Genomic DNA, 15,155 nt, shown 5'->3' with positions numbered 1-15,155 from the left:
CAACGTTACAGTTCTTGCCTGAAAAGCTTGCATGGTCCATGATGCAAATGCGATATGCGCCGAACGGAAAACACGGCGGGCAGCGGCGATGAACGACAAGACAGCGCCGGATGAAAGTGCCGCGCAGGTGACCGGGGGCGAGACCAGCCCGCCGACGCTGAAGACCATCGCCTTCATGACCGGGCTTGGCGTCACCACGGTTTCGCGCGCCCTTAAGGACGCCCCCGAAATCGGCGCGGCGACGCGGCAGCGCGTGCAGCTTGTCGCCAGGCAGATCGGCTATCGCCCCAACCGCGCCGGGGTGCGCCTGCGCACCGGCAAGACCAATGTCATCAGCCTGGTGCTCAACACCGAGGAACAGATCGGCGGCTTCGTCTCCGACCTGATCTACGGCATCTCGGAAGCCCTGGCACCGACGCCATACCACCTCGTGGTGACGCCCTACTCGCGCACCAACGACCCGCTCGAACCGGTTCGCTATGTCATCGAAACCGCATCCGCTGACGGCGTCATCATCTCGCATATCGAACCCGACGACCCACGCGTGCGCTACATGACCGAGCACGGCATGCCCTTCGCCACGCACGGCCGCACCCACATGGGCATCGAGCATCCGTTCCACGACTTCGACAACCGCGCCTATGCGCGCGAGGCGGTGCAGAAGCTTGCCGCGCTCGGGCGCAAGCGGCTGGCACTGCTCGCCCCACCCTCGAACCTCAGCTACTACACCCACATGCGCGACGGCTTTGCCGATGCCTTGATGGAGCATGGCTTGAGCGAGGTGCCGTTCCCGACGGCCACGGTCGACCATTCGATCGAAGACATCCGCAAGCTCGCCGCCGAGTTGCTGCTTCGGCCCAACCGCCCGGACGGTTTCGTCAGCGGCGCCGGTGCCGGCACCTTCGCGCTGGTGGCGGGCGTCGAGGACGCCGGCTTCAAGCTCGGCCAGGACGTCGACATCGTCTCGAAGCAGACATCTAAACTGCTGCACCTGCTGAGGCCGCAGCTTTACGTCGTCAACGAGGACGTCCGGCTGGCCGGAGCGGAACTCGCCCGCGCCGTGCTTGGCCGCATCGCAGGACGCGACCTCGCATCACTGCAGAGCCTGAGCCAGCCGAGCGCGGTGGAAGCCTACGAGGGCTAGCTGCCGCTCCCCCACGGGCCATGATGGGCGCCCGGCACATCGATGCGCTCGAAGCCGTGGGCGCCGAAGAAGTCGCGCTGCGCCTGCGTCAGGTCGGTCGAACCGCGGCCTTGGCGATAGCTGTCGAAATAGGCGAGCGCCGACGACAGCGCCGGCACCGGCAATCCGGCCTCGGCGGCGCGGGCGACGATGCGGCGGAGCGACGGATGCGCCTTGCCCATCATCTCGACGAAGGCCGGCACCATCAGCAGATTGGTCGACGGATCGGCCTTGCCGAAGGCCTCGGCGATGGTGTCGAGGAACTGCGAGCGGATGATGCAGCCGGCGCGCCAGATCTTGGCGATGGTCGGCATCGGCAGGTTCCAGCCGAACTCCTTCGAGGCGCCGGCCATGACGGCAAAGCCTTGCGCATAGGCGGCGATCTTGCCGGCAAACAATGCGAGCTCCAGGTCGCCGAGCACCTCGTCCCTGCCGCCGGCGAACTTCAGGGTGTTGGCGCCATAGGCCTTTTCCGCCGCCAGCCGTTCGTCCTTCATCGACGACAGCACGCGCGCCGCCACCGCCGCCTCGATCGCGGTCGCCGGGATGCCGAGCTGCTGCGCCTCGATGACCGACCACTTGCCGGTGCCCTTTTGGCCGGCGCGGTCGAGGATGACGTCCACCACCGGACGCCCGGTCGCGGGATCGTCGGCTTCGAGCACGGACGCCGTGATCTCGATCAGGTAGGATTCCAGCCTGCCCTTGTTCCAACCGGCGAAGACGGGTGCGATCTCCTTCGGCTTCATGCCGAGCCCGTCGCGCAGGATGCCGTAGATCTCGGCGATCATCTGCATGTCGGCATATTCGATGCCATTGTGGATGGTCTTGACGAAATGCCCGGCACCGTCGGTGCCCAGCCAGGCAGCGCAGGGCTCGCCCTTGAACTTGGCCGAGATCGCGGTCAGCACGCCTTCGACGCGCGTCCAGGATTCGGGCGTGCCGCCGACCATGATCGAGGGGCCGTGGCGGGCCCCCTCCTCGCCGCCGGACACGCCCATGCCGATGAAGGTCAGGCCCGAGCCCTCGAGCTCCTTGAAGCGGCGCATGGTGTCGCGGAAATTGGCGTTGCCGGCGTCGATGACGATGTCGTTGGCCGACATCGTGCCGCGGAGCGCCGCGATCTGCTCGTCGACGGGCGCACCCGCCAGAACCATGATGATGACCGGCCGCGGCGGGCGGATGGCGGCGGTAAGTTCCTCGATCGAAGCACAGGGCACGACCATGTCGCGCAAGCCGCCAGCCTGTTCGAGGAAGGCCTGGGTCCGCGCCGGCGTGCGGTTGAAGACGGCAATGCGATGGCCCTTCTCGGCGATGTTGAGCGCCAGGTTCGAGCCCATCGTTCCAAGCCCGATCAGTCCGATTTCGGCTTTTTCCATGGTTGCTGTCCTGTCTGCTGATTGCGCTGGCCTCGGGTGGCGGCATGATTGACCGCGCCCGTGCCGAGGTCAACTCGCGGCACCTTCAGGCGCCTGCAACGGCCGATCAACTCGTCGTGCCCTGACCTTGCGTCACCGATCCCTGCCGGCATCAGTCCTTGCGGCGGCGGCCGTAGAGCTCGAGCCGGTGATGGACGATGTCGTAACCGAGCTGGCGGGCGATTTCCTGCTGCAGCTGCTCGATCCTGTCGGAGCGGAACTCGATGACATTGCCGGTGTCGATGTCGATCAGGTGGTCGTGGTGATCGCCGCCGGCCTGCTCAAATCGCGACGGCCCGCCCTCGAAGGCGTGGCGGTGGATGGCGCCCATCTCCTCCAGCAGCTTCATCGTGCGGTAGACCGTGGACAGGGAGATGCTCTTGTCGATGGTCTCGGCGCGGCGAAAGATCTCCAGCGCGTCGGGATGGTCTTCCGTTTCCCCCAATATGCCGAGGATGATCTTGCGCGGCCGGGTGATGCGGATGCCCGCCTTGCGCAACGCCTTCTCATAGTCAGTCTTTTTCGAAACGGGCTTGGCGGCGGTTTTCATCATGGCGCGACTATGTGCCAGATGACACCCAGTTGCAAAAGATTATGTACGTGTTCATCCCCAGATGATCAGCCGCGAAGACGGCTCCGCGCGGAACCGCATCCCGCTATCGTGCGCCCGCAATCGAGCCGCGCACCACGAGATCGACAGGCCAGACCTCGCCGCGGGCACCGTCCTCCAGTCCCGAGATGCGGGCGGCGAGCCGCTCGGCGACGCGTGCGCCGGCAGCGCGGATCGACGAGCGCGTCGTCGTCAGCGGCACGGAGAAGTGTTCCGGCTTCAGCCAGGGAAAGACGTCGTCATGGCTGACCAGCGACAGGTCGCCGGGCAGCGACAAATTGAGGTCGCGCGCCGCCCTGACCACCCCCAGCGCCATGATCAGGCTCGAGCAGACGATTGCCGTCGGCGCGTCGGACGCCTCGAGCAGGCAGCGGGCGGCGCGATAGCCGTTCTCCTCGGTCATGACCTCGGAGCGAATGTGCCTGAAATCGAGTGCCAGCCCGCTTTCGGACAGGGCCCGCCTGACGCCGCGCTCGCGGAAGATGGCGAAGGTCTGGGTGTCGTCGCCGTTGATCACGGCAATGCGCTTGTGGCCGAGCTGGATCAGCAGCCGCGTCGCGTCGTGGAAGGCGCCCTCGTTGTCGATGTCGATGAAGGGATAGTCGAAATCGAGGCCCTCGCTGCGGCCGTGCACGATGAAGGGGATGCCGAGCTGGTGGGCAAGGGCGATGCGGCTGTCGGCGGCGCGCGGCGCGGACATGTAGAGCGCGTCGACCTGCTTGTTGGCGACGATGCGGCGGTAGGTCGTCTCCTCGTCCTGGGCATCGGCCGGGCTCAGCACCAGGTCGAGTTCATGGCCGCGGGCATAGTCGCCGAGGCCCGACAGGAACTCGACGAAGTGAGGGTCGATGTCGACGGCGGCGCCCGTCGGCATGACGTAGCCGATCATGCCGGCCTTGCCCGTCGCCAGCCTGCGGGCGCTGGGGTTCGGACGATAGCCATGGCGCTTGGCCGCCTCCACGACGCGCCGGCGCGTTTCCTCATTGACCTCGGGATAGCCGTTGAGCGCACGGCTGACCGTCGTCTGCGAAAGCTGGAGCATGGTCGACAGTTGCTTGAGGTTCACCTCGGCTCCAATTCCCAAAGCGCTTTAGATATGGCTCTGTCCGGTCGCCGAACCAAGTAGCCGTGTCACTTCCGCAAGACTAGGCCGTTGGCTGCTTGGTTTGAAGCGAAATTAACTGCTGCACCGCCCAAAAAGCATGCTGCGCCGCACATCCCCATAGCATTTAAATCGATTAATTCTCCCGACCTCTTGACTCTTTTCGATTCCAATGGCGTGATGCCGATAGCCAAAGCGCTTTGAAATGCCGTTGTGCGGTGTAGTTGCAGCTCGCGCAAGTCTGGGGCACAGTCGGGGCGGTGCAGGCGGGCGGAATGGAGGTTCCGTCCGGAGTTTTCGATCCACTGGGAGGAAGACATGAGGAAATCCCTGTTACTGGGCGTGGCATTGGCCGCCGTCGCCCTGAGCGCGCCCGCCTCGGCGGAGCTGAAGTTCAAGCCGGGCGAGGACGCCCGTTTCACCTGGGCCAATTTCGAAGAACTCAAGAAGGTCGACCTGAAGGGCGAAACGCTCTCGATCTTCGGACCGTGGCGCGGCGAAGACGAGGCACTGGCCCGCTCCGTGCTCGAATATTTCAGCGAGGCCACCGGGGCCACGATCAACTACTCGTCGTCCGAGAACTACGAACAGCAGATCGTCATCGACACCCAGGCCGGCAGCCCGCCCAACATCGCCATCCTGCCGCAGCCCGGCCTCATCCAGGATTTGGCATCCAAGGGCCTGCTCACCCCGCTCGACGAGGGCACAGCCAACTTCGTCAAGGAAAACTACGGCGCCGGCCAGTCCTGGGTCGACCTCGGCACCTACAAGGACAAGGAAGGCAAGCCCGGCTTCTACGGCTTCCCGTTCAAGGCCGACCTGAAGTCGCTGGTCTGGTATGTGCCGGAGAATTTCGAGGAAGCCGGCTATGAAGTTCCCAAGACATGGGAAGAGATGCAGGCCCTGACCGACAAGATCGTCGCCGATGGCGGCGTGCCGTGGTGCATCGGCCTCGGCTCGGGCGGCGCCACCGGCTGGCCGGCGACGGACTGGGTCGAAGACATCATGCTGCGCACCCAGGCGCCCGACGTCTATGACAAGTGGACCCGGAACGAGATCCCGTTCAACGATCCGGCCGTGGTCGGCGCGCTCGACATCTTCGCCAAGATCGCCACCAACGACAAATATGTCGACGGCGGCAAGGCGGCCGTCGCGGCGACCGACTTCCGCGACAGCCCGAAGGGCCTGTTTGCGGTGCCGCCCAAGTGCTACCTGCATCGCCAGGCGTCGTTCATCTCGTCCTTCTTCCCCGAAGGCACCAAGCTCGGCGAGGATGCCGACTTCTTCTACCTGCCGCCGATGGCTTCCAAGCCCGAGCTCGGCAACCCGGTGCTCGGCGGCGGCACGCTGTTCACGATCGCCAAGGACTCCAAGTCCGCGCGCGCCTTCATCGACTTCCTGAAGATGCCGCTGGCCCATGAGATCTGGATGGCCCAGTCGGGCTTCCTGACCCCGCTCAAGACAGCGAACAAGGAGGCCTATGGCAACGAGGCGCTGAAGAAGCAGGGCGACATCCTGGTCAACGCCTCGACCTTCCGCTTCGACGGCTCCGACCTGATGCCGGGCAAGATCGGCGCAGGCGCATTCTGGACCGGCATGATCGACCTCGTCGGCGGCAAGCCCGCAGCCGATGTCGCCGCCGACATCCAGAAGAGCTGGGACGCGATCAAGTAAGAGCGTCTTAGTTCGCCCCCTCGTCCTGCCGCTTCGCGGCCGCCTTCTCCCCTGGGGAAGGCACCGGCGGCGCCGTCCCGGTCCCTCTCCCGCTGGGAAGAGGTGCCCCGGGCGTCGCGGAGAGCGGATGAGGGGGCGTCTTTCCATCCCTGCAGTCTGTTCGAACCAGCCCGTTGAAAAGGGACTGATCCCATGACGGCACAGATAGTTTCAGCCATTTTCACCATCATCATCGGCGTCGGCGGCTGCGTCGTCTATTACTGGGGCGCCAACAAGATCCTCGACGCGGTCTTCCCGTCGCGCGGCGTCTCGGGCGCTGCCGCCGTCGACAACCTCCGCCGCCAGGGCCTCATCCGGCCATGGCTGTTCGTCGGCCCGGCGATGCTGATCGTCACCGTCTATCTCGTCTATCCCGTGATCGAGACGCTGAGGCTGTCCTTCATGGACCGCAGCGGCGAGAACTTCGTCGGGCTCGCCAACTACAGCTGGGCCTTCGGCGACCGCGAGTTCCGCAACTCGATCTTCAACAACCTGCTCTGGCTCGCCGTCGTTCCGGCCGCCTGCACCTTCTTCGGCCTGATCATCGCCGTGCTCACCGACAAGATCTGGTGGGGCAACATCGCCAAGAGCCTAGTCTTCCTGCCGCTCGCCATCTCGTTCGTCGGCGCCAGCGTGATCTGGAAATTCGTCTACGAGTACCGCGCCGAGGGCCAGACCCAGATCGGCATCCTCAACGCCGCCGTGCAGTATCTCGGCGGCAATCCGCAGGTGTGGATTTCGACGCCGTTCTGGAACAACTTTTTCCTGATGGTCATCCTGATCTGGATCCAGACCGGCTTTGCCATGGTCATCCTGTCATCCGCCCTGCGCGGCATTCCCGAGGAGACAATCGAAGCCGCAGTCATCGACGGTGCCAACCCGTTCCAGATCTTCTGGAAGATCATGGTGCCGCAGATCTGGGGCACCATCGCCGTCGTCTGGACGACCATCACCATCCTGGTGCTCAAGGTCTTCGACATCGTGCTGACGATGACCAACGGCCAGTGGAACAGCCAGGTTCTGGCCAACCTGATGTTCGACTGGATGTTCCGCGGCGGCGGCGACTTCGGCCGTGGTGCTGCCATCGCCGTCATCATCATGCTCGCCGTCGTGCCGATCATGATCTGGAACATCCGCCAGGCCAATCGCGAAGGCGGGGGAGGACACTGAGATGGCCAGTTCAAGCGGAAAGTCCTTCCTCGGCCGTTTCGGCGTCCACATCGCGGTGCTCGTCTTCGTCGCCATCTGGACCATCCCGACGCTCGGCATCCTGGTCAGCTCGCTGCGCGACAAGGACCAGCTCATCGTCTCGGGCTGGTGGACGGCACTGTCGACCTCGTCGCAGACCGAAGCCGGCCGCACCGACGCCGCCGACAAGCAGGTCGAGAAGGACGGCAAGTTCCACATCATGGGCAATCTGTTCGGCGCCGGCGATGCGCGCACGATCACGGCCTTCGGCACCAAGGCGCAGCAGCCGACGCAATACGAGGCCGGCGCGGTCGCAGATCTCGGCGACGGCGTGACGCTGCAGGTCAATGACGACGGCTCCTACGTCATGTCCTCGCCCAAGGCGTTCGAGGGCAGCCGCGGACAGCGCGTCTATTTCTCCGCCTCGTCGCCGCCGCGCTTCACCACCGACAACTACCAGACGGTGCTGTTTTCGGAGGGCATCGGCCGGTCCTTCATCAACTCGCTGACGGTCACCATTCCGGCGACCATCATCCCGATCCTGATCGCCGCTTATGCCGCCTATGCGCTGGCCTGGATGCGCTTTCCCGGCCGCGCACTTCTGATCGCCGTCATCATCGGCCTGCTCGTCGTGCCGCTGCAGATGTCGCTGATCCCGCTGCTCAAGCTCTACAACGGCGTCGGGCTGTTCTTCGGCGTGCCGGCCAAGACCTATCTCGGCATATGGCTGGCGCATACCGGCTTCGGCCTGCCCTTCGCCATCTACCTGCTGCGCAGCTACATCGCCGGCCTGCCGCGCGAGATCATGGAGTCTGCCCGCATCGACGGCGCCAGCGACTTCGAGATCTTCGTCAAGATCGTGCTGCCGCTGTCCTTCCCGGTGCTCGCCTCCTTCGCCATCTTCCAGTTCCTCTGGGTCTGGAACGATCTTCTGGTAGCGATGGTGTTCCTCGGCTCGGGCTCCGACCAGCTGGTGCTGACCGGCAAGCTCAACGCCCTGCTCGGCTCGCGCGGCGGCGACTGGGAAATCCTCACGACCTCGGCCTTCGTCACCATCATCGTGCCGCTGATCGTGTTCTTCTCGCTTCAACGTTATTTCGTCCGCGGCCTGCTCGCGGGCTCGGTCAAGGGAGGCTAGCTCCGATGCAGTCCGCTGTGCGCAAAATCGAAAATCCTGTTCCCGCCGCGGATCGCGACTGGTGGCGGGGGGCGGTGATCTACCAGATCTACCCCCGCAGCTTTCAGGACTCCAACGGCGACGGCATCGGCGACCTGAAGGGCATCATCTCGCGGCTGGCTCACATCGCCGACCTCGGCGCCGACGCCGTCTGGATCTCGCCCTTCTTCAAGTCGCCGATGAAGGATTTCGGCTACGACATCTCGGACTATCTCGACATCGACCCGATGTTCGGCACGCTGGCCGACTTCGACGTGATGATATCGGAGGCGCACCGGCTCGGCCTCAAGGTGATGATCGACGGCGTCATCTCGCACACCTCCGACCTGCATCCCTGGTTCCGGGAAAGCCGGGCGAGCCGCGACAACGCCAAGGCCGACTGGTACGTCTGGGCCGACGCCAAGCCCGACGGCAGCCCGCCCAACAACTGGCTGTCGATCTTCGGCGGCTCGGCCTGGCAGTGGGACACCAGGCGCATGCAGTATTACCTGCACAATTTCCTGTCCGAGCAGCCCGACCTCAACTTCCACAACCGCGACGTCCAGGACGCACTGCTCGACGTCACCCGCTTCTGGCTCGACCGCGGTGTCGACGGCTTCCGCCTCGACACGATCAATTTCTACTTCCACTCGGCCGGCCTCGAGGACAATCCCGCACTGCCGCCCGAAGAGCGCAACGACCAGACCGCACCCGCGGTGAACCCCTACAATTTCCAGGACCACATCTACGACAAGAGCCGGCCCGAGAACCTCGAATTCCTCGCCCGCTTCCGCGCCGTGCTCGACGAATATCCGGCTGCCGCTGCCGTCGGCGAGGTCGGCGATTCCCAGCGCGGCCTCGAAGTCGTGGCGTCCTACACCGCCGGCGGCGACAAGGTGCAGATGTGCTACGCCTTCGACTTCCTGGCGCCGGAAAAGATCTCGGCCGCCAAGGTACGCACGGTGCTCGAAGACTTCGGCAGGGCCGCCAGCGACGGGTGGTCGTGCTGGGCCTTCTCCAACCACGACGTCGTCCGCCACGCCTCGCGCTGGGGCATGGGCGAGGCCGACCGCACCGCCTATCTCAAGGTGGTCTCGGCGCTGCTGATGTCGCTGCGCGGCTCGGTCTGTATCTACCAGGGCGAAGAACTCGGCCTGACCGAGGCCAATCTCGCCTTCGAGGACCTGCAGGACCCCTACGGCATCCGCTTCTGGCCCGAGTTCAAGGGCCGCGACGGCTGCCGCACGCCGATGGTGTGGAACAAGGACGCGGCCAATGGCGGCTTCTCCAAGGCCAAGCCCTGGCTGCCGGTGCCGGCGGAACATCTCGCCAAGGCGGTCGACACCCAGATAGGCGACGCCGCCTCGCTGCTCGAACACTACCGGCGCTTTCTCGCCTTCCGCCGCTCGCATCCGGCACTTGCCAAGGGCGACATCTCTTTCCTCGACACGCAGGGCGACACGGTCGCCTTCAGCCGCCGCGAGGGTAATGAGGAGATCGTCTGTGTCTTCAATCTCGGCAGCGCGCCGGCCACGGTCGATCTCGGGGGCAAGAGCCTGCAGCCCCTGGCGGGACACGGGCTCGATGGAAAGACAGACGCCGGCGCGGTCCGGCTCGGCGGTTACGGCGCCTGGTTCGGGCGCTTCGCCTGACCGACGTTGAACGAAATCTGGGAGGAAACCATGGCCGATCTAACGCTCAGGGACGTCAAGAAGTCATACGGTAATCTCAACATTCTCCACGGCATCGACCTCGACATCAAATCGGGCGAATTCATCGTCTTCGTCGGCCCTTCGGGTTGCGGAAAGTCGACGTTGCTGCGCTCGATCGCCGGGCTCGAGGAGATCACCGGTGGCACGCTGGAGATCGCCGGCGAGAAGGTCAACGACGTGCCGCCGTCCAAGCGCGGCATCGCCATGGTGTTCCAGTCCTACGCGCTCTATCCGCACATGACGGTCTACGACAACATGGCCTTCGGCATGAAGATCGCCAAGGAAAGCAAGGCCGAGATCGACAAGCGGGTGCGCGCCGCCGCCGAGATCCTGCAGCTGACCAAATATCTCGACCGCCTGCCCAAGGCGATGTCGGGCGGCCAGCGCCAGCGCGTCGCCATCGGCCGCGCCATCGTGCGCAACCCGAAGGTCTTCCTGTTCGACGAGCCGCTGTCCAACCTGGATGCAGCACTCCGCGTCGCCACCCGCATCGAGATCGCCAAGCTCAAGGAATCGATGCCCGAGACGACGATGATCTACGTCACCCACGACCAGGTCGAGGCGATGACGCTGGCCGACCGCATCGTCGTGCTCAAGGACGGCCGCATCGAGCAGGTCGGCACGCCGATGGAGCTCTACAAGCATCCGGGCAACCTGTTCGTCGCCCAGTTCATCGGCTCGCCGGCAATGAACATCCTGCCGGCCACCATCGAACGCGCCGGCGAGACGAGCCTCGTGTCACACCTCGCCGGGCGCAAGTCGCCGGTGCCAGTGGCCACGCCCTCCGACGCCCAGGGCAAGGCCGTCAGCTTCGGCGTCCGGCCCGAGGACCTCTATGTCGCGACCGGCGACGACTTCCTGTTCGAGGGCATGGTCGACTATGTCGAACAGCTCGGCGAAGTCCAGCTCGTCTATGTCGACATCGGCCGGCCGGACCAGCCGCTGACCGCCAAGCTGCCCGGCAATGTCGAGATCAAGCGCGGCACGGTGATCCGCCTCGCCGCCAGCGCCGACGATTTGCACATCTTCGGCGGCGACGGCCGCTCGTATGCCCGGCGGCGCACTGCGGTCGCGGCCTGAGCTTTTTGCCCTGCCCCATGTGGGGAGGGTCGGCGCTGAAAGCGCCGGGGCGGGGGTAGGGGCTGGACGTCGAGGTCCCCCTCTCCCCGTTCTTCACGGGGAGAGGGTAAGGGTGAGGGGCAATCTGCAACGCTTGCGCCGCCCCTCATCTGCCTGCCGGCATCTTCTCCCCGTAATGACGGGGAGAAGAGCACCAATCACTCCACCGTCACCTGCCGCTGCTTCAGCTCGGTCCGCCGCTTGGAGACGAAGAACGCGACGACAAACGTCAGGCTCATCAAAAGCACGATTGTCGGCGCCGGCGCGCTGTCGATGAAGAAGCTGAGATAGACGCCGGCGAACGAGCACAGCACCGCCACCAGCACCGACACCGTCAGCATGCGCTCGAAGCGGTCGGTGAGAAGATAGGCGATGGCGCCGGGCGCGATCAGCATGGCGATGGCGATGATGATGCCGACCGCCTTCAGCGCCCCGACGATGGTCAGCGACAGAATCGTCAACAGCCCGTAGTGCAGCAGCCTGACCGGCAGGCCGATGGCCTGGGCGTGCTGCGGGTCGAAGGCATGCAGCAACAGGTCGCGACGGAAGATGCCGATCGCCCCGGTGGCGATCAGCGCGATCACGGCGGTCTGGCCGACGTCGCTCCAGCTCACGCCCAGCATGTCGCCGAACAATATGTGGTCGAGATGCACGTCGGTCTGGATCTTGGTGTAGAGCACGATGCCGAGCCCGAACATGCCGGAGAAGACGATGCCCATGACGGTGTCTTCCTTGATCCGGCTGTTCTGCTTGAGGTAGCCGGTCGCCAGGGCGCAGGTCATGCCGGCGGCGAAGGCGCCGATGGCAAGGGGGATGCCGGCGATGTAGGCCAGCACCACGCCGGGCAGCACCGCATGGCTGATGGCATCGCCCATCAGCGACCAGCCCTTCAGCACCAGGAAACACGACAACAACGCCATCGGCACTGCCACCAAGAGCGAGATGGCAAAGGCCTGCTGCATGAAGGGGAAGGCAATGGGGAGCGTGAGGGTTTCGATCATGGCTGTGCCTCGCGTTGCGAAGACACGCGGCCTTCAAAGCCCCTCATCCGCCTGCCGGCACCTTCTCCCCGTGAAGGACGGGGAGAAGGGAGAAGCGGCAGCGTCGGCGATCCCCCTCTCCCCGTCATTACGGGGAGAGGGCAAGGGTGAGGGGCAGCGATGACTGTCACAAACTCGCTCATGCCCCCGCCTCCAGCTCCTGCCGCGCCCTTCGCCTTGCCGCCAGCATGCCGTGCTTGGGCGCCAAGACGAACGCCGTGAGGAAGATCAGCGTCTGCGCCACCACGATGATGCCGCCCGTAGCCCCATCGAGAAAATAGCTCGCATAGGCGCCGACGAAGCTGGTCACGCTGCCGATCACAACGCTGATGACGATCAGCCGGGGAAAGCGGTCGGTGAGCAGGTAGGCGGTCGCGCCCGGCGTCACCACCATGGCGATGACCAGGAACGCGCCGACGGTCTGGAGTGCCGCCACCGTCGAGGCCGACAGCAGCATGAAGAACAGAACCTTGAGCCTGTCGGGGTTGAGGCCGATCGAGCGCGCGTGGTTCTCGTCGAAGAAGGCGACCATCAGGTCCTTCCACTTGGCGAGCAGGATGACCAGCGAAATGCCGCCGATCAGCGCCAGTTGCAGCGTGTCGGCCGGCGTCACCGCCAAGATGTTGCCGAGCACGATGGTCTGGATGTTCACCGAGGCCGGCGACAGCGAGATCATGAACAGGCCGAGGCCGAAGAAGGAGGTGAAGATCAGGCCGATGATGGCGTCTTCCCTGAGCTTGGTGCGCTGGTTGAGGAACAGCATCGCGCCGGCCGCCAGCCCGCCCGACAGGAAGGCACCGAGCGCGAAGGGCAGGCCGAGCATATAGGCGCCGGCGACACCCGGCACGATGGAGTGCGAGAGCGCATCGCCGATCAGCGACCAGCCCTTGAGCATGAGATAGGCCGAGAGGAAGGCGCAGACGCCACCGACCAGTGCCGACACCCACATGGCGTTGACCATGTAGCCATAGCCGAACGGCTCGAGGAGCGTGGCGATCATTTCTTGCGCCCGCCCTTCCTGTCCGTGGCGTCCTTCTCGGCGCCGTCGCCATAGATGACGAAGGGGCGTTCGTCGTCGGTCAACACCGTCACCTGGCGCGTGTCGGCGGCATCCTGGTGCAACTCGGCGCCGCCGAGGATGAACTGGCGCAGCACCCCGCCGAAGGCCTTTTCCAGATTGGCCTTGGTGAAGGTCTCGGCGGTCGGGCCGGCGGCCAGCACGGTCCGGTTGATCAGCACGGCACGGTCGCAGAAGCGCGGCACAGAACCCAAATTGTGGGTCGACACCAGCATCACCCGGCCTTCGTCGCGCAGGCCCTGCAAAAGCGCGATGATCGCTTCTTCAGTGCGCACGTCGACGCCGGTGAAGGGTTCGTCGAGCAGGATCAGCTCGCCCTCCTGCGCCAGCGCGCGCGCCAGGAAGACGCGCTTCTTCTGACCGCCCGAGAGCTCGCCGATCTGGCGCTTGCGGAAGTCGGCCATGCCGACGCGTTCGAGCGCGGCATCCACCGCCTCGCGATCGATGCCGCGCGTCATGCGCAGGAAGTTCATGTGGCCGTAGCGGCCCATCATCACCACGTCCTCGACCAGGACCGGAAAATTCCAGTCGACGTCCTCGCTCTGCGGCACATAGGCGACGAGGTTTTTCCTCAGCGCCTCGCGGCCGGGATGGCCCAATATCTCGACGCTGCCGGTGGCGAGCGGGACGAAGCCCATGATCGACTTGAACAGGGTCGACTTGCCCGAGCCGTTGACGCCGACCAGCGCCGTGATGGTGCCGCGCGGAATGGCGAAGGAAGCGTTGCGCAGGGCGGTGTGGCCGTTGCGGTAGGTCACAGAGATGTTGTCGACGCTCAGGCCGTCGCCGGCCTGCACCTGGGCCGCGGGGCGGCCCTTCAGCGGCACGTTCATTGGGCAAGTCCCTTGACGATGGTCTGGGTTGTGACGCTGAGCAGGTCGAGATAGGTCGGCACCGGGCCGCCTTCGTCGCTCAGCGAGTCGACATAGAGCACGCCGCCATATTTGGCGCCGGTTTCCCGCGCCACCTGCTCGGCCGGCTTGGACGACACCGTGCTTTCGCTGAACATCGCCGGGATGCCGTTGGCCTTGACGAGGTCGATCACCTTGCGCACCTGCTGGGGCGTACCTTGCTGGTCGGCATTGATCGGCCAAAGATAGACCTCCTTCAAGCCGAAATCGCGGGCGAGGTAGGAAAATGCGCCCTCGCTGGTGGCGAGCCAGCGGCGCTGCTCGGGAATGGTCTCGATGGCCGTGTGGATCGGCGCGACCGTTGCCTTGATCTTCTCCGCATAAGCGGCGGCGTTCTTGGCATAGGTCTCGGCATTGGCAGGGTCCTTCTCGGCGAAGGCCTTGCGGATGTTCTCGACATAGACCAGCGCCGCCTCGGGCGACATCCAGGCATGCGGGTTGGGCTTGCCGGTATAGGGGCCCTCGGCAATGCCCATCGGCGTCACCCCGTCGGAGACGACGGCCTGCGCGACGCCATCGAGGTTTTCGAAGAACTTCTCGAACCACAGCTCGAGGTTCAGCCCGTTCCACAGCACCAGGTCGGCCTTCTGGGCGCGCATGATGTCGCCCGGCGTCGGCTGATAGTTGTGGATCTCGGCATTGGGCTTGGTAATCGATTCCACCTCGGCAACGTCGCCGGCGACGTTGCGGGCGATGTCGGCGATGACGGTGAAAGTGGTCACCACTTTCATCTTGCCGCCGGCTTCGCTGTCCTGGGAGCAGGCCGAAAGCCCGAGCATGGCCGCGAGCATGGCGATGGCGGCAAGGGTGGTGCGTAGCGCTGTCATGGGGGTCCCGTTCGAGAATGCGCGCCGCTCAGGCGGCAGATACGTTGCCATTACCTAATGGCAGCCGGCCTGCCTGTCAATGCAATTGCAAATCGTTTGCA

Annotated in this window: 13 protein-coding genes; 6 read left to right on the top strand and 7 right to left on the bottom strand. The window is 65.0% G+C overall.

What is annotated here, in order from left to right:
* Window positions 1-88: 88 nt before the first annotated feature.
* Window positions 89-1,144: a LacI family transcriptional regulator gene (locus GGR00_RS07915; RefSeq protein ID WP_082496727.1), complete on the top strand. Its 1,056-nt coding sequence runs from the start codon at window positions 89-91 to the stop codon at window positions 1,142-1,144.
* Here GGR00_RS07915 and gndA read toward each other — a convergent pair.
* From gndA to GGR00_RS07900, 3 genes are all read right to left on the bottom strand, one after another.
* Complete coding sequence (gndA, locus tag GGR00_RS07910) at window positions 1,141-2,559, bottom strand: NADP-dependent phosphogluconate dehydrogenase (protein WP_055981242.1); 1,419 nt, start codon at window positions 2,557-2,559, stop codon at window positions 1,141-1,143. The two genes, GGR00_RS07915 and gndA, sit on opposite strands and share 4 nt — an antisense overlap.
* Before the next feature lie 151 nt (window positions 2,560-2,710).
* Window positions 2,711-3,151 carry a Fur family transcriptional regulator gene (locus GGR00_RS07905; protein WP_055981239.1) on the bottom strand — a complete coding sequence of 147 codons (441 nt, stop codon included), beginning with the start codon at window positions 3,149-3,151 and terminating at the stop codon, window positions 2,711-2,713.
* Window positions 3,152-3,254: 103 nt separating this feature from the next.
* A complete protein-coding gene (locus GGR00_RS07900) occupies window positions 3,255-4,274 on the bottom strand; it encodes a substrate-binding domain-containing protein (protein ID WP_184699066.1) in 1,020 nt (339 codons plus the stop codon).
* A 354-nt stretch (window positions 4,275-4,628) separates the two neighbouring features.
* Here GGR00_RS07900 and GGR00_RS07895 point away from each other — a divergent pair, with 354 nt between their 5' ends.
* The 5 genes from GGR00_RS07895 to GGR00_RS07875 all read left to right on the top strand — a co-directional run bounded on the left by GGR00_RS07895 (window position 4,629) and on the right by GGR00_RS07875 (window position 11,159).
* The gene (locus GGR00_RS07895) at window positions 4,629-5,984 is read left to right on the top strand and encodes an ABC transporter substrate-binding protein (protein WP_055981233.1); all 1,356 of its coding nucleotides are present in this window, start codon (window positions 4,629-4,631) and stop codon (window positions 5,982-5,984) included.
* A 192-nt stretch (window positions 5,985-6,176) separates the two neighbouring features.
* Window positions 6,177-7,193 carry a carbohydrate ABC transporter permease gene (locus tag GGR00_RS07890; protein ID WP_184699064.1) on the top strand — a complete coding sequence of 339 codons (1,017 nt, stop codon included), beginning with the start codon at window positions 6,177-6,179 and terminating at the stop codon, window positions 7,191-7,193.
* A 1-nt stretch (window position 7,194) separates the two neighbouring features.
* The gene (locus tag GGR00_RS07885) at window positions 7,195-8,349 is read left to right on the top strand and encodes a carbohydrate ABC transporter permease (protein ID WP_055981227.1); all 1,155 of its coding nucleotides are present in this window, start codon (window positions 7,195-7,197) and stop codon (window positions 8,347-8,349) included.
* Window positions 8,350-8,354: 5 nt separating this feature from the next.
* Entirely contained in the window at window positions 8,355-10,019 is a 1,665-nt protein-coding gene (gene bglA, locus GGR00_RS07880) for a beta-galactosidase BglA (protein WP_184699062.1), read from the top strand.
* A gap of 30 nt (window positions 10,020-10,049) precedes the next feature.
* Entirely contained in the window at window positions 10,050-11,159 is a 1,110-nt protein-coding gene (locus tag GGR00_RS07875; RefSeq protein ID WP_184699061.1) for an ABC transporter ATP-binding protein, read from the top strand.
* 197 nt (window positions 11,160-11,356) lie between these two features.
* Here the strand turns inward: GGR00_RS07875 and GGR00_RS07870 are convergent, their stop codons facing one another.
* From GGR00_RS07870 to GGR00_RS07855, 4 genes are all read right to left on the bottom strand, one after another.
* On the bottom strand, window positions 11,357-12,199 hold the full coding sequence (locus GGR00_RS07870) for a metal ABC transporter permease (protein ID WP_184699059.1): 843 nt from the start codon (window positions 12,197-12,199) through the stop codon (window positions 11,357-11,359).
* A 178-nt stretch (window positions 12,200-12,377) separates the two neighbouring features.
* On the bottom strand, window positions 12,378-13,238 hold the full coding sequence (locus GGR00_RS07865; RefSeq protein WP_184699055.1) for a metal ABC transporter permease: 861 nt from the start codon (window positions 13,236-13,238) through the stop codon (window positions 12,378-12,380).
* On the bottom strand, window positions 13,235-14,149 hold the full coding sequence (locus tag GGR00_RS07860; RefSeq protein ID WP_184699053.1) for a manganese/iron ABC transporter ATP-binding protein: 915 nt from the start codon (window positions 14,147-14,149) through the stop codon (window positions 13,235-13,237). The genes GGR00_RS07865 and GGR00_RS07860 overlap by 4 nt, the downstream gene beginning before the upstream one ends.
* Window positions 14,146-15,006: a metal ABC transporter substrate-binding protein gene (locus tag GGR00_RS07855; RefSeq protein WP_377863434.1), complete on the bottom strand. Its 861-nt coding sequence runs from the start codon at window positions 15,004-15,006 to the stop codon at window positions 14,146-14,148. Before GGR00_RS07855 ends, GGR00_RS07860 begins: the two co-directional genes overlap by 4 nt.
* Window positions 15,007-15,155 lie beyond the last annotated feature (149 nt).

Origin of the sequence: Aminobacter aganoensis (assembly GCF_014206975.1) — a bacterium.
In the GTDB taxonomy this organism is placed as follows: domain Bacteria; phylum Pseudomonadota; class Alphaproteobacteria; order Rhizobiales; family Rhizobiaceae; genus Aminobacter; species Aminobacter aganoensis.
Note: the sequence above shows the minus strand (reverse complement) of the source record. Positions and strands in the feature narration are given on the sequence as shown.